10 protein-coding genes are annotated in these 23,035 nt (G+C 62.8%); 7 read left to right on the top strand and 3 right to left on the bottom strand.

What is annotated here, in order from left to right:
- Positions 1-23 precede the first annotated feature (23 nt).
- From V7082_RS07135 to V7082_RS07145, 3 genes are read right to left on the bottom strand one after another with little or no spacing between them, the layout of a single operon-like run.
- Complete coding sequence (locus tag V7082_RS07135) at positions 24-3,296, bottom strand: error-prone DNA polymerase (RefSeq protein WP_334147150.1); 3,273 nt, start codon at positions 3,294-3,296, stop codon at positions 24-26.
- Positions 3,293-4,816 carry a DUF6504 family protein gene (locus V7082_RS07140; protein ID WP_334147152.1) on the bottom strand — a complete coding sequence of 508 codons (1,524 nt, stop codon included), beginning with the start codon at positions 4,814-4,816 and terminating at the stop codon, positions 3,293-3,295. The genes V7082_RS07135 and V7082_RS07140 overlap by 4 nt, the downstream gene beginning before the upstream one ends.
- Entirely contained in the window at positions 4,731-5,483 is a 753-nt protein-coding gene (locus tag V7082_RS07145; RefSeq protein ID WP_334147154.1) for an ImuA family protein, read from the bottom strand. The genes V7082_RS07140 and V7082_RS07145 overlap by 86 nt, the downstream gene beginning before the upstream one ends.
- A gap of 150 nt (positions 5,484-5,633) precedes the next feature.
- Here V7082_RS07145 and V7082_RS07150 point away from each other — a divergent pair, with 150 nt between their 5' ends.
- The 7 genes from V7082_RS07150 (at position 5,634) to V7082_RS07180 (ending at position 22,905) form a co-directional block, all read left to right on the top strand.
- Complete coding sequence (locus V7082_RS07150; protein ID WP_334147156.1) at positions 5,634-6,227, top strand: DUF6088 family protein; 594 nt, start codon at positions 5,634-5,636, stop codon at positions 6,225-6,227.
- Positions 6,220-7,236, top strand: a complete 1,017-nt coding sequence (locus V7082_RS07155; protein WP_334147158.1) for a nucleotidyl transferase AbiEii/AbiGii toxin family protein — start codon at positions 6,220-6,222, stop codon at positions 7,234-7,236. The genes V7082_RS07150 and V7082_RS07155 overlap by 8 nt, the downstream gene beginning before the upstream one ends.
- 130 nt (positions 7,237-7,366) lie before the next feature.
- Positions 7,367-12,550 carry a DEAD/DEAH box helicase gene (locus V7082_RS07160; protein ID WP_334147160.1) on the top strand — a complete coding sequence of 1,728 codons (5,184 nt, stop codon included), beginning with the start codon at positions 7,367-7,369 and terminating at the stop codon, positions 12,548-12,550.
- Positions 12,551-12,873: 323 nt separating this feature from the next.
- Positions 12,874-15,333 (top strand): DEAD/DEAH box helicase, encoded by a 2,460-nt coding sequence (locus V7082_RS07165; RefSeq protein WP_334147162.1) that lies wholly within the window; start codon positions 12,874-12,876, stop codon positions 15,331-15,333.
- Positions 15,334-15,336: 3 nt separating this feature from the next.
- Positions 15,337-20,178, top strand: a complete 4,842-nt coding sequence (locus V7082_RS07170) for an Eco57I restriction-modification methylase domain-containing protein (protein ID WP_334147164.1) — start codon at positions 15,337-15,339, stop codon at positions 20,176-20,178.
- The gene (locus V7082_RS07175; RefSeq protein WP_334147166.1) at positions 20,162-22,135 is read left to right on the top strand and encodes a DUF2326 domain-containing protein; all 1,974 of its coding nucleotides are present in this window, start codon (positions 20,162-20,164) and stop codon (positions 22,133-22,135) included. The genes V7082_RS07170 and V7082_RS07175 overlap by 17 nt, the downstream gene beginning before the upstream one ends.
- A gap of 11 nt (positions 22,136-22,146) precedes the next feature.
- Positions 22,147-22,905: an HNH endonuclease gene (locus V7082_RS07180; protein ID WP_334147169.1), complete on the top strand. Its 759-nt coding sequence runs from the start codon at positions 22,147-22,149 to the stop codon at positions 22,903-22,905.
- Positions 22,906-23,035: the final 130 nt, after the last annotated feature.

Here is a 23,035-nt window from a genome sequence, read left to right on the forward strand (position 1 = left end):
GCAGAGGCCTTGCAAATTTTCGATTAGCGAAAATCCCGCGTCTTCACCTTGATCGTATCAATATGCTGATCGGGAATATAGATGTCGCGCATGCGAAGGCCCCTGGGAGGCACCTCGCGCGGATCGGGCCCCGAACCGCCGCGTCGGACCTGGTCGCCGCGGCCGTGCGGCACGGGGAAGCTGGCCTCGCGCTCGCCAACGCTGGCGAGCTCGGCCGATAGATCGGTGACCCGTTGCGCGACCAGATGAACCACCTCACCTTCGCGCTGGATACGCCCGCGCACAGCAAGCACGCCGGCTGACAGGATCGCGCGGCGGTTTTGCTCGAACACCTTGGGCCAGACCACGAGGTTGGCAATGCCCGTCTCGTCTTCCAAGGTGATGAACATCACGCCCTTAGCCGAACCGGGTCGCTGCCGCACAAGCACGATGCCCGCGGCCTCCAGCCAGCGGCCGTCGCGCGCGTTCATGGCGTCGGCGCACGAGACGATCCGCCGTCTGTTGAGGTCCTGGCGCAGAAAGGCCATCGGGTGGCTCCGAAGAGACAGGCCGACATGGCGATAGTCTTCGACGACTTCGCCGCCGGCCGTCATCGGCCGCAAAGCGACCGCTGGCTCGTCGATCTCAGGGACGACAGCGGCATCGCGGGCAGAGGCCGCCGCGAATAAGGGCAGCGGCTCGTCGCGCAGCGCCTTGATCGCCCACAGCGCCTCGCGCCGCGCAAGTCCGAGCGACTGCCGAAAGGCGTCAGCCTCGGCGAGCTGGACGAGTGCCGCCTGGGGCACGCCGGCGCGACGCCAGAGATCGTCGACGGAGGCAAAAAGCTGGTCGGCGCGTGCGGCCACGATCGTCGCGGCATGGATGTTGGCAAGACCACGCACCATGCGCAGGCCGAGCCGAACCGCGAAGCGGCCATCGTCCTTCGTTGGCTCGAGCGTGCAGTCCCAGCGCGAGGCGTTGACGCAGACCGGTCGCACCTCGATGCTATGGGCAACCGCATCACGCACGATCTGCGCAGGGGCATAAAATCCCATGGGCTGACTGTTGAGGAGGGCCGCGCAAAACACATCGGGGTGCCAGCATTTGAGCCAGGCCGAGGCGTAGGCGATCAGCGCAAAAGAGGCTGCGTGGCTTTCCGGAAATCCGTAAGAGCCGAAGCCTTCGAGCTGCTTGAACGTCTGCTCGGCGAACTCGCGCTCGTATCCGTTAGCGATCATGCCGTCGATCAGCTTCGCCCGGAAGGATGACACCCCGCCCGTGTGCTTGAAGGTCGCCATCGACTTGCGGAGCATGTCGGCCTCGCCGGGTGTGAAGCCGGCGCACTCGATGGCGACCCGCATCGCCTGCTCCTGAAACAGTGGCACGCCGAGGGTCTTGCCGAGCACCTTCTCCAGCTCTGGCTTGGGGTAATGCACAGGCTCCAAGCCTTCGCGGCGCCGGAGATAGGGGTGGACCATGTCGCCCTGGATCGGCCCCGGCCTGACGATCGCGACCTGGACGACGAGATCGTAATAGGTGCGTGGCTTGAGCCGCGGCAGCATCGACATCTGGGCACGCGACTCGATCTGGAACGTGCCGAGCGTGTCGGCCTTGCGGATCATCGCATAGGTGCGCGGATCCTCGGCCGGGATCGTCGCGAGATCGAGGTGGACGCCCTTGTGCTCGGCGAGCAGATCCAGCCCCTTCTTCATGCAGGTGAGCATGCCGAGGGCGAGGACATCGACCTTCATGAATTTCAGCGCGTCGATGTCGTCCTTGTCCCATTCGATGACTTGGCGATCCTTCATCGCCGCCGGCTCGATCGGCACGAGATCGTCCAACCGGTCATGGGTGAGAACGAAGCCGCCTGGGTGCTGGCTGAGATGGCGTGGCGCACCCATGAGCTCGCGCGCGAGATCAAGCGTCAGGCGCAAACGCCGATCGGCGAGACTGAGGTTCAGTTCCTCGACATGGCGATCCTCGACGCCTTCCCGCGACCACCCCCAAACCTGGCTCGAGAGCGTGCGGACCAGATCTTCCGGCAAGCCGAGCGCCTTGCCGACGTCGCGCAGCGCCCCCTTGGTACGATAGCGGATGACCGTCGAGCACAGAGCAGCATGATCGCGGCCATAGGTTTCGAAAACCCATTGCATGACGATCTCGCGCCGCTCGTGTTCGAAATCGACGTCAATGTCGGGAGGCTCTCGGCGCTCCTCCGACACGAAGCGCTCGAACAGGAGGTCGTTGCGCCCCGGGTCGATCGAGGTGATGCCCAGCACATAACAGACGGCCGAGTTGGCGGCCGAGCCGCGACCCTGGCAAAGGATCTCTTTCGAACGGGCGAACCGCACGATCGAGTTCACCGTTAGGAAATACGGTGCGTAGCGGAGCTTCTCGATCAGCCGGAGCTCATGCTGAAGCGTGGCGCGAACCCTGTCCGGAAGTCCTTCCGGGTAGCGAGCAGCCGCGCCTTCCCAGGTCAGCTTTTCGAGCGTTTGCTGCGGCGTGAGCGAGGGATCGTCGCGCTCCTCTGGATATTGATAAGCGAGCTCGTCGAGCGAGAACCGACAACGCTCGGCGATCTGGAGTGTGCGTGCCAGCGCCTCCGGATAACGCGAAAACAGCCGGTGCATCTCGTCAGGTGGTTTGAGATAACGGTCGGCGTGACGCTCGCGTCGATCGCCGAGCGCGTCGATCGTGACATTATGCCGGATGCAGGTGACCACATCCTGCAGGATGCGTCGGCCGGGCTCGTGAAAGAGCACGTCATTGGTGACGACGGTCGGGACCTTCATCACCGCGGCGAGGTTCGACAAGTCGTGAAGACGAAGCTGGTCGTTCGGCCGGCGGCGCAGCGTCAGCGCCATATAGGCGCGATCGCCGAACGCCTCGCGCATGCGGCGCAAGTGAAGTCCGGTTTGATCGTCGGCCATATCCGGCACGAGAACAGCGATCAGGCCGTCGCCATAGGCGACGACGTCCGCCCATTCGAGATGGCACTTGGCCTTGCCGGCACGTTGCTTGCCGAGCGACAGCAGCCGACACAGGCGAGAATAAGCCGGACGATCGGTTGGATAGACGAGCAGCGAGGTGCCGTCGGCGAGATCGAGACGGCAGCCCACGACGAGGCGTACGCCGGTCGCCTTCGCCGCCTCATGGGCCCGCACGATGCCCGCCAGACTGTTACGGTCCACGACGGCCAGCGCCTCGATGCCCTGCAGCGCGGCCTGCGCGAACAGCTCCTCCGCCGATGACGCCCCGCGAAGGAAGCTGAAATGCGAGGTGACCTGCAGTTCGGCATAGCGGTGAGCGCTCATCCGAACACCCCATGCAGAAACCAGTGATGCGACCCTGTGGCGGCATCCTCGCCATCGCCGGCGCGATAGATCCAGTAGCGCTCGCCTGCATCGTCTTCGACGCGGAAATAATCGCGCACGGCGATCAACTCGGCGTCGCGCTTCCACCATTCGCCGAACACGCGCTCCGGGCCGTCGGCACGTTGCACGCGGCGGCGGATGCCGCGCCAGGTGAAGGACACCGGTGGATGGTCAGGCAACAGCGCGACGGTCTCGATCAGCTCAGGCTGCGGCAAGAGACGCGACGGCCGCGGCCAATGGTTGGGCCAAGTCGCGCCGGAATCGGACGTCATCGCGGGAATGCGGCAGACTGACCGCTCCGGCACATCGCTAGGCATCGGCGCGACGCGGTAGATCGCGCGGTCGCCGACACGGTTGGCGAGCGTGTCAATTAGATCCGAGATGTCGGGCGCGGTCTCCTCGACCAGCGCGCTGACGGTCTGCTTACGGACGAACGGTTCGGCGATGCTTGCGGCGAGTGTCATCACCTCGATGCCGAAGCCCGGATCGATCGTCTCGATCTTGTCGCACAGTAAGCGCGTCAGGCGCTTCACATCACGCACTGGCACGGCCATGCCGACGCGGACGGCCTGGCGGCGGTTGTCGACGCGCAGGCATAGGAGATCAAGCCGTCGTGCGCCCAGGCCCTTCTCCTCGAGCGCGGCGCAGAGCTGGATAACCAGCTTGCCGATGTAGCGCGCGATAGTCTCGGCGGCGCCGATCGGCTCAGCGAAGGCGCGCCGGACCTCGACGAGATCGGCCGGTCGGACGGGCTCGATCGGCTCGGCGAGATGGCCAAGGGCCTGGTCGATACGCCGGCCGAGCTCCGGGCCGAAGCGCAGGGTGAGCGGAGCACGCGGCTGCGCCAGAAGATCGCCGATGCGGTCGAAGCCGAGGACACGCAGGTCCGTCGCCATCTCAGCGGGTAACCGAAGCGCTTCCAGCGGCAGCGTGGCCAGCACCGAGGGACCGTGTCCTCGCGGCGCGACGAAGGTCGGCCGCGCAACGTAGCGCGCAAGCGCGTGGGCCGCGCCCCAGGTGTCGGCGATCGCACCTGTCGCGGTGACGCCGGAGACGGCGAGCCGGCCGATCAAAACGTCGAGCATCGCGGCTTCGCCGCCATGAAGATGATCTGCGCCGGTTGAGTCGATCACGATGCCGCTCGGAAGATCGGCGGCGGCGATCGGCGCAAAGCGTTGGAGAACCCACAGAGCCAAGCGCTCCAGCGCGTCGGCGTCCGCTGCCGGATCGGCATCCTGAATGATGAGGTCGGGCACGAGCACCAGCGCCTTGGCGACCGGCATGCCGAGACGCAGGCCCGCGGCCTGGGCGGCGACGTCCGCTGCAACAACCACCCGCCTGCTTCCTTCCCGGCCAATCAGGACGAGCGGCGCCTCAGCCGGAGGCGCCGCGTCGCCAGCCTTCCGCCGCAGCCGGTCGGTGGACCAGGTCGGCAGGAAGAGCGAGACGACCCGTGTCATCGCACGCCTCCAATTCGAAATCTGCACTGTCGCCCGCGCGGGCTCGGATCAATTCGACAAGCCATCGATGGCGGCCGACACCCGGCACGGGGAGCGGTGTTGAAGGAAGAACCGAGACGCGCCAGCGTGTCATCGCCGCTGTGGGCTGGCCGAAATCCGCCGCCTCGGTCTGCCGCCGCCAGCGTCGGAGCGCGATTCCGATGGTGTTGGCTCCCTCAGCGGCGAGCTGGAGCCGCCGTGACGCGGTCATGGACAGGCGCGCGACCTCACCAACGACGGCGCCTAGCCCGCCATGCCGCAAGCCTTCCTCCATGCACGCGAGGATCGTCTTGTCGTCGCCCGCCTCGACATAGATCACGCGATCGGGCGCGAGTCCGGTCTGCGCGAGGGCCGGCGCGAACAGGTCGGGCCGAGTGATGCACCACAGGATCTTGCCTTTGGTGCGCGCCGCGATTCCGCCGACGAAAAGTGCCGCGGCAGCGCCATCGATGGCGCCATTTCCGCCGCCTGCTATTTCATGCAGTGCGCCGAGAGCTAAACCACCACCCGGGAGTCGCGAGTCAATTTCGGCGATCCCGAATGGGAGCGCCGATCTGGCGCGCTGGCTCCGGCCTTCGATCTTCTCGATCTGCGCGCGCAAAGACTCTATGGCGGGCCGCGGCCGCAAGCTCCCTATTGACCTCCGATGGCGGGGCAGTTCTCATGTTCGCTATTTGTTCTCTTCCTGATGCTGGGAGTCAAGGCCCAAAGCGTCCGCGGCGCAGCCGAGATTGAAAACTGTCAGAAAACCGCTTAAACTTCTGACAGGAGATCGATCATGCAGCGACTGACCGAACAGATTTTGGCGCATACGGAAGGCTTGCCCGAGGGCGCGCCGATCGCAGCGAAAGGCCTGCTCCATCTCGGTACTCGAGCCGCGGTGGACCAAGCGTTGTCGCGATTGGCTGAACGTGGCCGGCTGATGCGTGCCGGGCGCGGTGTCTACTTGCGCCCGGTTTCGAGCCGATTTGGGGTTCGGGCGCCTTCCGTCGAGAAGGCCGTCGAAGCGCTCGCCCTTCAGCGCGGCGAAGTAATCGTACCGAACGGTGCCGCGGCCGCAAACGCGCTTGGCCTCACAACCCAGGTGCCAGTCCGGTCGGTCTATCTGACATCCGGCCGCAGTCGAACGATGAATTTGGGCCAACAGGTCGTTGAGCTGCGGCACGCGCCGCGCTGGCAGTTGGCGCTGGCTGATCGGCCCGCCGGGCAGGCCGTGCGCGCGCTCGCCTGGTTGGGGCCTGAGAAGGCGGAAGCGGCCTTGAAGACATTGAAGCGTAAGCTGCCGTCTTCCAGTTTTGGCGAACTCGTCGCGGCCGCGCCTCAGCTACCGAGCTGGCTCGCCAGAACCGTCGGCAAAGTCGCGCATGGCTGAGGCGTTCCTCAAATTGTCGGCGGGTGATCGGCGCGAAGCTTTGGCCGTCGCTGCCGACCGGTCTGGGCGCCCAGCCCATCTGCTGGAAAAGGACGCGTGGGTCGTCTGGACCCTTGCCACGCTGTTTGGGTCCAACCTCGGCGAGCATCTCGTGTTCAAGGGCGGCACATCCCTGTCCAAGGCATACGGCGTCATCCGACGTTTTTCCGAGGACGTGGATCTGACCTACGACATTCGCGCAATCGCTCCCGACCTCGTGGGTGAGAATGGCGAGGCCCTGCCGAAAAATCGCAGCGAGGAAAAGCGGTGGTCGAAGGCCGTCCGACACCGTCTGCCCGAGTGGATCAACGGAACCGTCCTGCCTCTTGTTGCCAGCGCTATCGACGCGCAATCGCTTCCCGCAACGCTCAGGGTCGAAGGCGAGAAGCTGTTCGTCGACTACGAGGCGACCTCGGCGGGATCGGGTTACGTGGCTCCAAGCGTGATGCTGGAATTCGGCGCTCGCTCGACGGGGGAGCCGGCGAGCCCGCGCGATGTCGTGTGCGATGCGGCCGGACTGATTGAGGGTGTGGACTTTCCGACGGCTCGGCCGCGGGTGATGCATGCCGAGCGGACCTTCTGGGAGAAGGCGACGGCGATCCACGTGTTTTGTTTGCAGGAACGGCTTCGCGGAGATCGTTTTGCGCGTCACTGGCACGATGTCGTTCGGCTCGACGAAGCTGGAATCGTTGGGAGCGCTGTGGCCGATCGCGACCTCGCGAATGCTGTCGCGCGACACAAGGGCATGTTCTTCGCCGAGAAGGCTGCGCACGGCGCGGCGATTGACTACGACGCCGCCGTGAATGGAGGCGTTCAGCTTGTGCCGACGGGTGAAGCGCTCGCGGCGCTGGCCAAGGATTACAACCAAATGATCGATGATGGCCTATTGCTCGAAGAAGCCGAGCCGTTCGACGCGCTCATTGAGCGGTGCGCACACATTGCCGAGCGTGTAAACCGGATGGGCACATAGAGAAATAGCAGGGGGGCATTGTGCAAATTTCTCAAATAAATAACTTTGTCAGTTTCTCAAAATTGATGTGCGCACCGAGTGATGACATTGTTGTTCTCAATGACAACAACGTCGGCAGTGGGGGGTGGCAATGAGGGCGTTTGAATTTGGCCATCGTGTTGTAGATTCTTACGCTCGCTTCTCGCGATCATTCAGCACCATTCGATCCGATGACCTGAAATCAGAGATCGATCGGCAGTACGATGCCGGACGCTTTTGGCCAGATGCTCTATTGTCGCTGAACCCTCGCTATCTTCAGGGTCCGACCGTCGATGAACTGGTTGCTTCCGGTGATCTCGACGAGGCGACTGGCAAGATATTTCGTTTCGGCGAAGCGCCTCTGCGGTTTCATCGTCACCAAGCGCAGTCCATCGCAAAAGCTCGGGCTGGGCACAGTTATGTCGTCACGACCGGAACCGGCTCGGGAAAGTCCTTGTGCTTCTTCGTGCCGGTGGTTGACGCTATTGTCCGCGCGCGGAAGGCCGGGACGCCGCGCCGGACCAGCGCCATTATCGTCTATCCGATGAACGCGCTGGCCAACAGCCAGCTCAAGGGGATCGAGGACTTCGTTTCCAAGTCCGGCCTGCCGGAGGATCTAAAGCCGGTCGTGCGGCGCTACACTGGCCAGGAGAGTCAGGAGGAGCGCCAGCGGATCGCAGACAATCCGCCCGACATTCTGCTGACCAACTTCATGATGGCTGAGCTGCTTCTGACTCGGCAGGACAGCCTCGACACCAAGGTCATAGAGAATGCAAACGGTCTGAAATTCATCGTTCTTGACGAATTGCACACCTATCGCGGCCGCCAGGGCGCCGACGTCGCAATTCTCGTTCGTCGTCTTCGCAACCGCTGTACGCCGGACAAGGCGCCAATCTGCATCGGAACCTCGGCCACCATGGTGAGCGAAGGATCCGACGCCAACCGCGCGCAGGCGGTGGCGGACGTTGCATCGCGCCTATTCGGAACCCCTATTGGCTCCGAAGCGGTCATCGACGAGTCGCTTCAGAGAGCGACGGATGATCGGCTGAAACTCGACGACGCGCGGCCGAAGCTCGCGTCTGTGCTGACATCCACAATTTCAGACGCCCTGACCGATGAAGTCCTGAGAGTGCATCCTCTGGCGGTCTGGGCTGAACTGGCGATCGGTCTGGAGGATGCGCAGGAACTCAAACGCAAGAAGCCGATTCCGTTCGGAGAGGCCGTCGCGCTGCTGTCAAAGGATAGCGGTGTGAATTTCGAAACGTGCCGAAGCGGATTCGAGACATTTCTGACCCGCATTAGCCTACCGGAAACGGAGCGCGGTGGCTCTGGAAGCGGCGCATTTCTAGCGTTCAAGCTACACCAGTTCATCTCCGGCGCAGGCGAAGTTTTCACGACGCTGGCCGAGATGCCCCGGAATGTGCTGTTCGAAGGTCAACTCGAAGACCCCAGCGCGCCGGGCCATCGCCTCTATCCAACGCGCTTCTGCCGAGAGTGCGGACATGAGGTCCATGTCGTCACCCGGACCGAGGACGCCGAACGCGCGCTGTTCCTACCAAGGAACATCGATGACGCGCCGCTCGACGATCAGGAGGAAGATGCCGCAGGTTACCTGATTCCTACAGGTGACGCCGATCCCAATTATTACTTCACAGGCGATATCGAATCCTATCCCGAGGATTGGCGCGAGGAGCGCAATGGCGTCGAGCGGATTCGCGCGAACCGGAAACGCCGGATGCCTCAGATGGTCACAGTGGCTCCGGATGGGCGCTACGATTCATCGGGGAAGAGCTTCTGGTTCATACCTGGCAAGTTTGGGTTCTGCCCGTGTTGCCTCGATCAACCGCACCCCGGCATGCGCGAACGCACCAAGCTTACGGGCCTGTCGGGCGAGGGTCGAAGCTCGGCCACGACGCTTCTCGTTGCCACCGCCCTCGAATGGATGAACAGGCGCGACAGCGGTGTTCCAAAGGAGAAGCGCAAGCTCCTGGGCTTCACGGACAATCGTCAGGACGCTGCCCTTCAGGCGGGTCACTTCAATGACTTTCTGTTCGTCAGTCTCCTGCGCGGTGCGATCTTGCGGGCCGTTCTGGACGCCGGCGACGATGGCTTGACCGAGGACGAGTTCGGCCTTCGGATCGTCAGGGCGCTCGGCTTCACCGCCGCCAACCGGGATGCTCGCATCCACTGGATGCTCGACTCTGAGGCGGGAGCCGTGATCCGCGAGGATGCCCAACGCTCTCTCCAGAAGGTGCTCGCCCATCGACTCTGGACGGACTTGCGCCGGGGATGGCGTTACACCAACCCGAGCCTCTCTGTTCTCAAGCTCATCGACGTCGAATTCATCGGCCTCGATGACATCGCGGAAGATGCCAAGCGTCTGACGGCCATCCGGCCAGAATTCGGCGCGCTTGATGCGCCCGCGCGCAAGAAGATGCTGAAGCTGGTCCTCGGAGCCATGCTCGACGGCTTGGCCGTCGGAACGGAAGCCCTCGACCCGACCGTTCTCGAAGGGGTCGCCCAGAAGTCCCGCAACTTACTGCGCGCCCCGTGGGCCATCGACATCAAGGAGATGCCTAGAAGCCGAACGACCCTGTTCCTGCAGGCTCCAGGCAAGGACCGCGTGGGGCTGCGAGAGGAACAGACGATCGTCCGCGCCGGTCACAATTCCCGTATCGGACGCCTGATCAATCGCAGAAGTGTCATCGGCACCAAGTTCGGCAAGGCCGACTACCTGACGGTCATGACCGGCCTGATGGACCTCCTCGCGCGGGAGGGACTCGTGTCGCGCGTCGACCTAGAGGAGGACTTGCAAGGGTGGCGTCTGTCGCCGTCAGCCGTCCGTATCGTGCCCGGCGAAGCCATTCGAAGCGACGAAGCGCAAGGCAATCGTTACTTTCATGATCTCTACAACGAGATCGCTGCCGATCTGAAAGCCGGCCACAGCAGCTTCTGGGGTCTTGAAGGCCGTGAACACACGGCCCAGGTGTCTCAGAGACAGCGCGTATGGCGCGAGTGGCGCTTCCGCTTCGAGAAGGACGACCAGCAGAGCCTCGCGAAGAACGCCGTCGATCTCAAGGCGGCTGGCGAATCCGAGCAATTTCTGCCCGCCCTGTTCTGTTCGCCGACCATGGAGCTCGGCGTGGACATCTCGGCACTCAATGCCGTCTATCTGCGAAACGTGCCGCCGACACCGGCCAACTACGCGCAACGCGCCGGCCGCGCAGGTCGCTCCGGGCAAGCTGCCGTCATTGTGACCTATTGCGCAGCCCAGTCGCCTCACGACCAGTACTTCTTCGAACGGCGTAATGAGATGGTGGCGGGTGTCGTTCGTCCTCCGGCCCTCGACATCACCAATGAGGAGCTTGTGCGCTCGCACCTGCACGCCGTCTGGCTTGCCGAGGCGAAGCTCGCACTGTCACCGGACATTCCGGAAATTCTCGACCTGACGCAGACCGGCTACCCACTGAAGCAGGAGATCCACGACGTCATCGACCGGCCTGAATTGGCAAGTGCGACGCATTTCGCGATGAAGCGCGTTCTCGATCAGATTCTCGCTTCGGTAGGGGGCCGGAAACCGGTCTGGATGGACGAACCGGATGATTTCGTCTCCGCGGTCGCCCGGCGCGCGCCGCAGGAATTCGATCGGGCCTTTGATCGTTGGCGGGAACTCTACAACTCAGCCCGGACGCAGCTGATGGAGGCCAATGCCCGCTCCGAGATCACTGGTCTCTCGGGCGCGGACCGTCGTCGAATCAAGGCCGCGCAGATGCAGGCGAGCGACCAGATCACAATTCTCGAGCAGGGCAAGGCCTCGAACGGCTCGGACTTCTACTCCTATCGCTATCTCGCGACAGAGGGCTTCCTGCCGGGCTATAATTTCCCGCGTCTGCCGCTCTACGCCTTCATCCCTGGAGAGGGAAAAACGGGCTCGTTCCTGCAGCGTGCCCGCTTCCTGGCCATCTCAGAGTTTGGGCCGCGCAGCCTGATCTATCACGAAGGCCGCGCTTACAGGGTCATGAAAGCCAAGCTGCCGCCCGAAGTCCGGACAGGAGACGGGTCGGAGCTCGCCACCAGAGACGTCTTCATCTGCTCGAACTGCGGAGCCTGTCATGACGGCGAGGTCGAGCGCTGCCACGCCTGCAATACCCCGATAACGGACAAAGATGGTGTGCAGAGAACGCTGCGGATCGACAATGTAGAAGCCATGCCTGCCGAGCGGATCACTGCCAATGACGAAGAGCGAGTCCGCCAAGGATTTGAGATTCAGACTGTCTTTTCTTGGCCAAAACGGGATGGCCGAGTGCAGATCACCGAGGCCGATTTCCGTTGCGATGACACGGCGATCTTCAAACTACAATATGCCAATAGCGCCGAGATCAGCCGGATCAATAAGGGACTAAAGCGGCGCGCAAAACAAACCGAGCTTGGCTTCTATATCGACCCGCGCAGTGGCTACTGGGCAAAGTCCGAAGACGAAGATTCGGATGTTGATGTGCCGCCGGACGTCGTGAAGCCGGTTCGGATCGTTCCCATCGTCCGGGACCACAAGAACGCGCTGCTCTTCCGGTTCAACGAGCCGACGGCCTATGCGCCTGGGACGATTGTCACCGTGCAACACGCACTGATGAGAGGCATTGAGGTCGTCTTCCAACTGGAGGAAGGCGAGGTCCTCGGCGAGCCGTTGCCTGCCCGTGACAACCGTCGCGCTGTCCTAGCCTACGAAGCTACGGAGGGTGGCGCCGGAGTATTGAGCCGTCTGATCGAGGATCCGCAAGCTCTCGGCAAAGTCGCACGGGAAGCGCTGATCCTCATGCATTTCGAGAAGGTCGATGAAGCGATCGCGGCCGGCGATGCCAAACTGCTCGTCAGTCACGATGGCGAGGCCTGCGTCCGTGGATGCTATCGCTGCCTGCTCTCTTATTTCAACCAACCCGATCACGAGCTGATCGACCGCACGAGCGGCGAAGCGAAACAGATGCTGATCGATCTGGCGCGTGGGCAGGTGGTGCTTACCACGGCGCCTGGTCAATTCGGCGAAGGCGCCGAATGGGAGAGCGTCTTCAAAGACGCAGGGCTTCCGGCTCCCGACACTTCCGCTGTCAGCTTCTCCTCCGGCCAGACGATGAGCTTCGTGTGGCGCAGCTACTTTGTCGCTGCTTGCGTATCTCCTCTGACCGAGGCAACGCACCGGGAGGCTGAAGCCAAGGGCTGGACGCTGTTTGAGTTGCCGGAAACAGCTGCTGCAGGCCTGCCTGACGCCATGATCTCGATGTTTGGGGGGGCGTCCCGATGACGGTGAATTTCGCACCCGGAGATCTGGTCCGTGCACGCGGGCGCGAGTGGGTCGCGTTGCCATCGCGGCAGGACGGCATTCTGGCCCTTCGCCCACTTTCGGGCAGCGAGAATGATACGGTGATCCTCGACCCGAGGCTCGAGCTCCTCCCGGTCCAGCCCGCCCGTTTCGATCTGCCTGCCGACGCTACGACAACTGTCCAGGCGAAGGCGGCGCTTCTCTCGGATGCAATGCGTCTGACATTGCGTCGCGGTGCGGGTCCCTTCCGATCCGCCGCGCACCTCGCCTTCGAACCGCGGACCTACCAGCTCGTGCCCTTGCTTATGGCGCTTCGCCTGCCAGTGCCGCGCCTTCTCATCGCGGATGACGTGGGCATCGGCAAGACGATCGAGGCTGGCCTCATCCTACGCGAACTGATGGACCGAGGTGAGGTGGATGCCTTCTCGGTGCTCTGCCCGCCGCATCTCGTCGAGCAGTGGGTCGGAGAGCTGAAGGCGCGATTCGGGATCGACGCCGTTCCGGTTACGTCGGGCACCGCGAGCCGGTTGGAACGCGGCCTGCCTCTTACTCAGACCCTATTCGATGCCTATCCCTTCACGGTCGTCAGCCTCGACTACATCAAGGCCGAAAGGCGCCGCGAAGGTTTTGCGCGCACCTGCCCGGATTTCGTCATCGTCGATGAAGCCCATGCCTGCGTGGGCACGCACCGGGGCCGACAACAACGCTTCGAGCTCTTGTCGGGACTGGCCCGGAATCCCGAGCGGCGGATGATCCTTCTGACCGCGACGCCGCATTCCGGAGACGAGGAAGCCTTCGCACGCCTCCTGTCCCTCATCGAGCCGTCGTTTGCATCGATGAGCTTCGAGGATCCTCGTTATCGTGAACGTCTCGCGCGGCACTTCGTGCAGCGTAGAAGGATAGATCTTAAGGAAGGTGACTGGTCGGAAGATCGCACGTTTCCACAGCATCAGGCATACGAGCATCGCGAAGGAGAGCTCGGCTTTCCCTTCCGCCTCTCACCTGATCATCTCAGTTTTCACGAAGCTGTCATCGACTACTGCCTCGGCGTCGCCTCGCGAGCAGGAACGGGGCAGCGGGAGCGGCGCCTGGCCTTCTGGGGCACGCTGGCGCTGATGCGCTGCGTCGGCTCTTCGCCCGCCGCGGCCCTGAGCGCGCTGCGGAACCGCATGTCAAACGAGAGCGATCGCCTCGAGCCTCAAATTTATGATGATGACGGGGACGACGAAGACGCGGTCGACCTTGAACCGGGCACGACCTTTGACGCCGATCCGGAGCTTCTCGCGTTGGTGAAGCGCGCCGAAGAATTGGTCGGCAAACCCGATCCGAAGCTGGCTGCTTTGGTCGATGCACTGACCCCCCTCGTAAAAAAGGGCGTCAGCCCAGTTGTCTTCTGCCGCTATCTGGCGACAGCCGAGCATGTCCGCGATGGCCTGCGTAAGGCCTTCCCGAAACTGACCATCGAAGCCGTGACAGGCGTTCTCACGCCGGACGAGCGTCGCGACCGTGTAGCGGACATGGCGCCCGTGGACGAGGAAAAGCCGATCCAGCGCATTCTCGTTGCCACCGACTGTCTGTCGGAAGGCATCAACCTGCAGCTGCTCTTCGATACGGTCGTCCATTACGATCTTTCTTGGAACCCGACCCGGCATCAGCAGCGAGAAGGACGGGTGGACCGCTTCGGCCAGCCGGCGGAACTCGTCCGATCCATCATGATGTTCTCGCCGGACAGCGCCATCGACGGCGCAGTGCTCGAGGTCATCATTCGCAAGGCCGAGGAGATTCGCAAAGCGACAGGGGTAACCGTCCCGCTTCCCGAGGAGCGAGGTCCGGTGACGGACGCCCTGATGGCCTCGATGATGCTACGCCGAGGCGTATCCCCCCAACTCATGCTCGATCTGCGCTTTGATGATGGCGCCAGGATCATGGAGGCGCGGTGGCGAGACGCCGCCGAAAACGAGAAAAAGTCCCGGGCGCGTTTCGCTCAGAACGCAATGAAGCCGCAGGAAGTGGCCCCAGAATGGGAGAAGGTCCGGACCCTACTCGGCTCGCCGACGGACGCAAAGCTCTTCGTCGAACGGGCAATGTCACGCTTCGGCGTGCCGCTGGAAAGGCGGAAAACTGTGCTGCTGGCTCATGTCGATGCGCTCGATGTCGGCCTGCGCGAACGTCTGGCCGAGCATAACCTGACTGCATCGGTGCGTCTGGCGACAGCCGAGCCGGCACCCTCGGGCACGGCGCTGCTGACCAGGACACATCCCCTGACAGCGACTCTCGCAGAAGCGCTGGTTGAGGCCTCGCTTGATCCGGAAGCGTTATCCGGTCTCGGCATCGGTCGGGTCGGCGCCTGGCCGACCATGGCCGTACAGCAGATCACCCGTGTGCTCCTGCTTCGTATCCGCTTCAAGCTGACAGTCCATGCTCGCAAGGAACGACTGCTGCTGGCTGAGGAGGCCGCACTCGTTGCGATCCAGGGCGGCCGGATCGTTGCGATCGGCGAGGTCGCGCGAGAATTGCTGAATGCCCCCGCCACCGCAGATCTCGCGCCCGTGGCGCGCGATAGGTTCGTCGCGAGGGCGAAGGAGGACCTGCCTGGCCTGCTTGAAGGTCCGATCGCTGAATTCGGTCGATCGCATGCGCAACAACTCATGAACGACCATGCTCGACTCCGCGCAGCGTCGGGGTCTGCGTCGCGCGTCACGGTGGAGGCCGTGCTGCCGCCGGACGTGATTGGCCTGTTCGTGCTGATGCCGGGCGAGGCCTGAGCGATGTCACGTAAGCCCGTCACCGACATGTCCGCTTGGCCCTCACTCACGCTTGAGGGCACCCTCATTGCGCCGGCGATGGTCGCCAGCATCGATCGCAGACAAGCGGCCGAGCAGACTGAAGAGGATTACCGGATCCGCAAGGGACTGACGATCCGCGAGGAGATCTCGACCGCTTTCCGAGTCGGCCAGTCGCATTACGATGCCTTCGCCAAACTGGAGAAGCCCTCAGTTGAGGCCACACGGCGCTTCGTGCGTGCTTTCCTCGCGGAAACCTTCGGCTTCGATGATCTCCGTCCGGTTGATGGAGTCATTTCCTTCGTTGCGGGTGGCCGCGTCCCTGTGGTCGTTGTGCCGCCTACCGACGAAAAGCTCGATAGGCGCAGTCCGACGCTATCGACCGACCGCTCGCGATCACCGGCTTTCGCGCTCCAGGATTGGCTCAATGATAGCGATGAGGCGTTGTGGGGCCTAGTCACGAACGGCGTGGTGCTCCGGCTCATGCGGGACAATGCCTCGCTGACCCGCCCGGCCTATATCGAAGCCGACCTTACCCAGATCTTCACGAATGAGGACGCCGCCTCTTTCGCTGTCCTTTGGTCGCTGATCCACCGAACCCGTTTCGGTGTTGCCGACACGCCTATCACCGACTGCGCACTGGAACGCTGGCGCGAAGCGGGTTCGCGCGAAGGCGAGGCTGTCCGCGATCGACTGGCGGACCAGGTGGAAACTGCGCTTAAGGTGCTTGGCTCCGGCTTCCTCGAAGCCAATTCCGATCTCGCCGGACGCTTGAAATCGGGCGAGGTCAACTTGACCGAATGGTTCAACGAGCTTCTGCGCCTCGTGTATCGCCTCATCTTCCTGATGGTGGCGGAGGATCGGAACCTGCTTCACCCCGAGGTGACGAAACCCGACGCTCGCAAGCTGTATGCCGAAGGCTACAGCCTTGCTGTGTTGCGCGCACAATGCGCTCGCGCGGCTTCCTGGGATAGGTATCACGACCGCTACGAAGGCGTGAAAGTCGTGTTCCGCGCTCTCGCCCATGGGCAGGAGACGCTCGGCCTCCCTGCCCTTGGTGGCCTCTTCGGTGCGGGCATGCTGCCGCATCTCGAAACCGCCCGCCTACGCAACCGCGCTTTCATGGAGGCGCTGTTTCGTCTCTCTTGGCTCTCCGACAAAACCGGCATGGTCCCGGTGAACTGGCGGGCGATGGAGACCGAGGAGCTGGGTTCGGTCTATGAGTCCCTGCTCGAGCTCCAACCGCAACTCGGCGACAACGGCAAGACTCTGACCTTCGCGTCGGAGGCGGCCGAGCAGAAAGGCAACCAGCGGAAGACAACCGGCTCCTATTATACGCCCGACAGCCTGGTGCAGCTCCTGCTCGACACCACGCTCAATCCGGTGCTCGACTCCCGGGAGGCCAGAGCTTCCGATCCCGCCGAAGAACTACTGAAGCTTACTGTGATCGATCCTGCCTGCGGCTCAGGACATTTCCTCCTTGCGGCTGCACGGCGCATCGCCACCCGGGTCGCACGCCATCGCGCCGGTGGGATTCCTTCAGCGGCGGACTTCCGCCATGCGCTGCGCGAAGTGGCGTGCCGCTGCCTCTACGGTGTGGACCGCAATCCTATGGCGGTCGAGCTGACCAAGGTCGCGCTTTGGATCGAAGCGCTGGAGCCGGGTCGACCGCTCGCTTTCTTCGATGCGCAGATTCGCTGCGGCGACAGTCTGATCGGCGTGTTCGATCGCGCGATGCTGCGGGAAGGATTGCCGGACGAAGCCTACAAGCCGCTGACAGGCGACGACAAGGAACTCTCTCGCCGCTACGCGCGCCTTAACAAAGAACAGCGCGATCGCGCGAAAGGACATCCACAACTATTCAAGAGCTGGTCGCCACCTGAAATCCTGGCCGAGCGGGATCATAAATTGAAGGAGATGGCGCAGGACGATCTGGCGAGCGTCGAGGCAAAAGCACGAGGGTTCGAGGCCATACGGGCATCGGATGATTGGCAGCGCCTGAAGACTGCTAGTGATCTCTATATCTCGGCCAATTTTTACATGGCGGCGTTCTTCACGCCGAAGGCGGCTGGCAGCGCGGGTCTAGATGCTATGCCCCTAACCGAGCACGTGTGGCTGGCGGCAGGTGGCCAAGCGCCCGCTGAGCATCTGCGCGAGGGCGCTACGCTGACCTCCGAGAAGGTGAGCGCCTTCCATTGGTTCATCGAATTTCCTGAGATCATGGAGCGCGATCGCGGTTTCGATATCGTCATCGGCAATCCACCTTGGGAGCGTATCAAGCTTGAGGAGCAAGAGTTCTTCGCCACGCGCTCGCCGGCGATCGCAAGCGCGCCCAACAAGGCAGAACGTCAGAAGCTGATTGCCCCCCTCGAGAGGGCTGATCCCGACAGCGCGGATGGTAGGCTATGGCGGGATTTCGTCTTCGCCAAACGTACGGCAGAGGCTGCCAGCGAGTTTGCGCGTTCGTCGGGCCGATACCCACTTACGGGTCGGGGCGACGTCAACACTTACGCTCTTTTTGCGGAGCTGTTTTCGAACTTGGCCAAGCCCACTGGCCGAGCCGGATTGGTCGTGCCAACGGGCATCGCAACGGATTCCTCCACGTCCGGATTCTTCCGGCATCTCGTGCGGAGTCGCAAGCTCCAGTCGTTGTTTAGTTTCTATGAGATCAGAGGATGGTTCAGAGGAACCGACGATCGAAAATCATTCTGTATTATTTGCATTGGCGGCGAGGCAAAGGCTGCGAGTTTCTGTTTTGATATAAAGGACATGGCGGAAATTGACCGTGAAGAACGCCTGTTCATTCTTGCAGAGGATGAGATCGCGCGCATTAACCCCAACACGGGTACAGCGCCAGTCTTCCGTTCCCGCGCGGACGCAGAGCTATCGGCTAAGATTTATGCCAACGCGCCTGTAATGATCCAAGAACGCTCCCAAGAAGAAGGTGGAAACGTCAATCCCTGGGGCATCACTTTCCAGCGCATGTTCGATATGTCCGGGGACTCGGAGTTCTTCCGTACGCCGGCGCAGATGGAGGCTGAGGGCTGGCGGAAGGACGGAACGGATTGGGCGAGAGCGACGGTGGCTGGGGTGGAACGCCGGGTGCCGCTCTATGAAGCCAAGATGATCCACCACTTTGATCACCGTTGGGCGACCTATGGCGGAGTTGCCAGCGATGACGAAGAGAGCGCCCGCGATTGCATCCCAGCTGAAAAGCAGAGCTCAGATTTTGAGCCGTCGCCACGTTATTGGGTCCCCGAAGAGGAAGTAATTTTGCGCGCCGCTCGCGTGCCCTCGGCGCTCAAAAGTGCTGTTAGACAGGTCCGCGGTCAAGGCGGGAGAGGACGCCGGAAAGCGGACACCGATCATGAGGAGGGCGGCCGCACCGCCGCGCTTAAGGCACTCGTCACTTGGATTGCTGGTGCCATGCCCTCGGTGGAGGGGCGCCCGGCAAGGGAAATCGATTTAGTTAGATTTCTCGGCCGTGCACAGGATTGGCGCGGCTCGTTGAAGGCGTCACCTGAGCGTTTTCTGCTCGATCCCAAGACGCTCACCAGCGGCGCTGAGATGCAGCGCGACACGCCGCTGACAGCGTCTGATTTTAACCTTCTCGCTGAAGGGCCGGACGATGCGCTCGCGCTTGCCGAACTGCTGATTTCCGCCAAGCAGCCGCGTTGGTTCATGGGCTGGCGGGATATTGCACTCCGGAGCGTCGAAAGGACGGTGATAGGTACTGTTTTCCCGAAAGCGGGGGTCGGGAACAATTTGCCCATCTGGTATCCCGGGCACTACATCAATGCAAAACAGGCGGCAGCATTCGTCGGCATGCTTACGTGCATGACCTTCGATTTTTCTGCCAGGCACAAGATAGGAGGAACCCATCTCAACTTCTTCATAGCCCAGCAGCTTCCCGTTCTCCCACCATCGGTCTTTTCGGCGGACGACCTCGAGTTCATCCGCACGCGCGTTCTAGAGCTGACCTACACCAGTCACGCCATGAAGCCGTGGGCGGAAGATTTGGGACATGCCGGCGTCCCCTTCGCCTGGAACGATGATCGCCGCGCGCAGTTACGCGCCGAACTCGACGTCTTCTTCGCAAGGAAATTTGGCCTTAGCGAGGAAGAGTTGCAATACGTCCTCGACCCGGCCAAGACAAAAGGTGCGGACTACCCATCGGAAACGTTCCGTGTTCTGAAGGAAAAAGAATCCCGGTTGTTCGGCGAATACCGGACCGAACGTCTGGTGCTGGAAGCTTGGAAGCGGATGGAGGCTGATCAGGCGTCCGACGCGCTTCCTGTCTCTGTCGAATTGCCGCCTCTCAAAGACTTGGTGGATGGCGCTTGGGCTTGGCCCGTAAGCGTTCAACCCCGGGACCGTCTCCGCTACGCAGCGCAATATGCGCTTTGGCAGATGGACTCGGCTAGCGACGCTGCACGCGTGCGCTTCGCCATCGCCGGCCTCGCCGAGCCGTCGTTGCTTACTCCTCTGCTGACGGCCGACGATCGGGATCAATGGATCAGGCTCATCGGCCACGAGGCGCAGCCCGCACAGGGCGCGGTCCGACTGCGCCCGGCCATCAACACGGCGTGGCGATCGATGTTCGAGACGCTGCTCACCTCAGGTCAGTTGGACGAGCGCAACGACGGGACGTGGGCAAGAGGTCAACATTTTAGTTCGGCGGGGCTACAAGCCGACTCCGCCGACGCCCAACGCGCCGCATTCGCGATCCGCGCCGTGCGGAGCACGGACATTGGCAGCCTAACTGCTGCGGCTGCACCCGAAGACAATGTGATCTGGGCGAGGTTCGGAAGTGGCCGCTCAAGCTGACCTGTTCACCCCGGCGATCCAGCCGCCGCTGGCGCCAGGAGGGCGGACCGAGCCTCGGTTCTGGGTTCGCCGGCTGGCCATCTTCAGCGATCCACAGACCATTATCCGCGACGTTTCGCTGAAGCCGGGCCTCAACATCATCTGGACGCCGGACATGTTGAGCAGCGGCAGGCGCGCACTGGCCCATGGCAGTGGCAAGACGACCTTCTGCCGTCTGCTTCGGGCCTGTCTGGGCGAGCTCGGCTATGCAACGGACGCTCAGCGGTCGCGCCTCATGACGCGGTTTCCCAACGGCCTGTTCGCGGCCGAGATTCTGATCGACAGCGCGTGCTGGATCGCCATTCGTCCGTTGGGGCTGCTAGGCGGGGAGTTCGTCGTTCAGGCCAATTCCATCGAAGATGCGATTGCGCGGGGACATCGCGATGGCGATCAAACATCCATCGACCCCGTTATCGTCACCGGCTTCTTCTCGGCAATCGCGGGAACGACGCCGCCGGAGGTCAACCGCGACCAAGTCTGGGATGTGCTTCGGGCTTGGCTGACGCGCGACCAGGAGTGCCGCCTGGCCGACATTCTGACTTGGCGGTCATCACAAACACAGACCCGGTCCCGCGCGCAGGTGCTAGGCGAGACAGCCAAGTTGACCATGGTGCGCCTTGCCTTGCGCGCTCTCGACGCGGAAGAGCGTGCTGCCGCCGCCCGCGAGCGGGAACTAGTGGCCGCAGTCGAGGAGGAGCGCCGCCGGCACGCCTATCAGCAACAGCGATATGCTGAAGGTCTGCAAGCAGTGAGACGCGCATTGAGCGTCGGCGACGAGGTGGGCTTCGACGACACGATAGACCGGAAGGGACTGATCTCATTGGCGGAGGCGGCCTTGGCCAACGCCATGCGTGCCGATCTGACGAAGCCGCCGGACGTCGGTTCGATCTTCGCGCGTCTGAAGGCGCTCAACGAAGAGCGCGCCGCGTTGGTGGCCAAACAGCAGCAATTGGAGAACGAGGCGCATTTCAAACGAGGTGAAGCCGAACGCTTCCGCTCGGAAGCGAACGTAGGTGAGATCGACATCAGTCAGGGGCGGATCCGGGTCTGTCCGGTCTGCCGGGTCCGCGTAGATGAGGCGCTGGCGAAGGGCTGCAGCATTTCGCTCGAAGCATGTGACCTGTCCGCTCTGACGGCCGCGATTGCGGACAAGCAGAAGAAAGCCGCTGATCTGGAGGCAGAGCGAGCTGCCGCGGAGCAGGAAGCCAAGAGCGTTGCTGCCTTGATTCAGCAACTCGGCCCTCAGCAGCAGGCGCTTGAGGCGGAAGCCAAGGCCGCAGATGCAGCCGGCCGCGCCGCGCAAGCTGTGGCGAAAGAGGTGCAGGACCGAATCTATCGGGCAAGGCGCACGCTCGATGATGTGCGGTCGCTCCGCGAAAGCGAGGCGGCAACCAAACCTACTGCTTCGGCGACTGCCGCGCTGGAGGCGGTTCGCGCGCAGTTGGAGGCCGGGCGCTCACGGGCGCGGGCAGCCATCAGAACCCTGGAGGAAAAGTACCAAGGGATCATGGCCACCTGGCTCCCCGAGGGGGTAACGGGCGCCGTCAAGTTGGACGGCAACGGCTTGAAGGTCGACGCTGAATTCTCAGGGCGAGGCGAAGTTTCGACAGCAGCATTGGAATCCCTGAAGATCGTCGCATTCGACCTCGCCGCGCTGCACATGGCCGTCGAGGAGAAGGCGGACCTGCCAGCCTTCCTTATCCACGACAGTCCGCGCGAGGCTGACCTGGACGGGCAACTCTACGCCGGCCTGTTTAAGCTCGTGCATCAATGGGAGGAAAAGGCGAGTGTGCCGTGTTTCCAATACATCGTAACGACCACGACAGCGCCGCCGCCTGAACTGCAGAGTGATCGCTACGTGAGACTCCAGATGAGCTCGACTCCAGCGGAGCAGCGCCTGTTTGCAATGGACATCTGAGCCCTTCCACGATGACGATCGAATCCCCTCAATCCTTTGTCGTTCGAGAGGAATGCCAGAAGGCCGCATCGCAGAACGGCTTCCGCCGCATTCTGGGGGAGAAGGCAGGGTGGGCGGCTTTCAGTTCGACCACTGCGCATGGAACGATTCATCTCGCTGCAAGTGGACCGCAGGGGGCGTGGTTCCTCGCGCTCGACCATCCTGGCGTCATCCAGGAACTGAACTTACCCGCAGCCGCCGTTTCCGGTCCGTGCCGCGCCCGCTTTGCCTTCGACACACTCGGCGCGCTTTATACGGTGCTACATCGCGTCTACAAACTGGGCGTCAGCTTGCCCGATGCGCCGCTGCGGGAGTTCGAGCGGCGCATCGCAGATCTGCCTCGCACGACGGAGGCCGAACGGCTAATCGTGCAGAGGATCGGGCAGGACATCTTTCGTGACCGCCTGATGGATTACTGGCAGGGCTGTTGTCCCTTGACGGGAATTTGCGACCCGGCCCTGTTGCGCGCCTCGCACATCATCCCCTGGGCCGACTGCGAAAGCGACGCCGAGCGGCTCGATGTGCATAACGGTCTCCTCCTTTCGGCGCTGTGGGATGCCGCATTCGACCGCGCGCTCGTGACCTTCGACGACCAGGGCAGGCCCGAGTTCTCGCCCAGTCTCAGCGAGCAAGCGCGTGCCGAACTCCGTTGGAATTCCCCGATTCCGCTGACGGATGAGCATCGCCGACGGCTCGCTCGTCACCGAGAGCGGACGCGATTTCAGTCGTAGAATAGGTGCAGAGCCGTTCCTCTTCCATCTCCGGACTTGTGGTCTCGCAAATGACCGAGCAGCGCCGCTTGATTGAAGCTAAGCGGCCAAGCAGCGAGTTTGGATCCCGACAGCGCAGAATCGACCAAGC

The organism is Hyphomicrobium sp., from assembly GCF_036833075.1.
Taxonomy (GTDB): domain Bacteria; phylum Pseudomonadota; class Alphaproteobacteria; order Rhizobiales; family Hyphomicrobiaceae; genus Hyphomicrobium_C.

Excerpts from the sequence above, each read along its gene's own strand:
- V7082_RS07165 (WP_334147162.1), top strand. The coding sequence starts at position 12,874 with ATGGCGCTTCGCCTGCCAGTGCCGCGCCTTCTCATCGCGGATGACGTG.
- V7082_RS07135 (WP_334147150.1), bottom strand. The coding sequence starts at position 3,296 with ATGAGCGCTCACCGCTATGCCGAACTGCAGGTCACCTCGCATTTCAGC.
- V7082_RS07155 (WP_334147158.1), top strand. The coding sequence starts at position 6,220 with ATGGCTGAGGCGTTCCTCAAATTGTCGGCGGGTGATCGGCGCGAAGCT.
- V7082_RS07150 (WP_334147156.1), top strand. The coding sequence starts at position 5,634 with ATGCAGCGACTGACCGAACAGATTTTGGCGCATACGGAAGGCTTGCCC.
- V7082_RS07140 (WP_334147152.1), bottom strand. The coding sequence starts at position 4,816 with ATGACACGGGTCGTCTCGCTCTTCCTGCCGACCTGGTCCACCGACCGG.
- V7082_RS07180 (WP_334147169.1), top strand. The coding sequence starts at position 22,147 with ATGACGATCGAATCCCCTCAATCCTTTGTCGTTCGAGAGGAATGCCAG.
- V7082_RS07160 (WP_334147160.1), top strand. The coding sequence starts at position 7,367 with ATGAGGGCGTTTGAATTTGGCCATCGTGTTGTAGATTCTTACGCTCGC.
- V7082_RS07170 (WP_334147164.1), top strand. The coding sequence starts at position 15,337 with ATGTCACGTAAGCCCGTCACCGACATGTCCGCTTGGCCCTCACTCACG.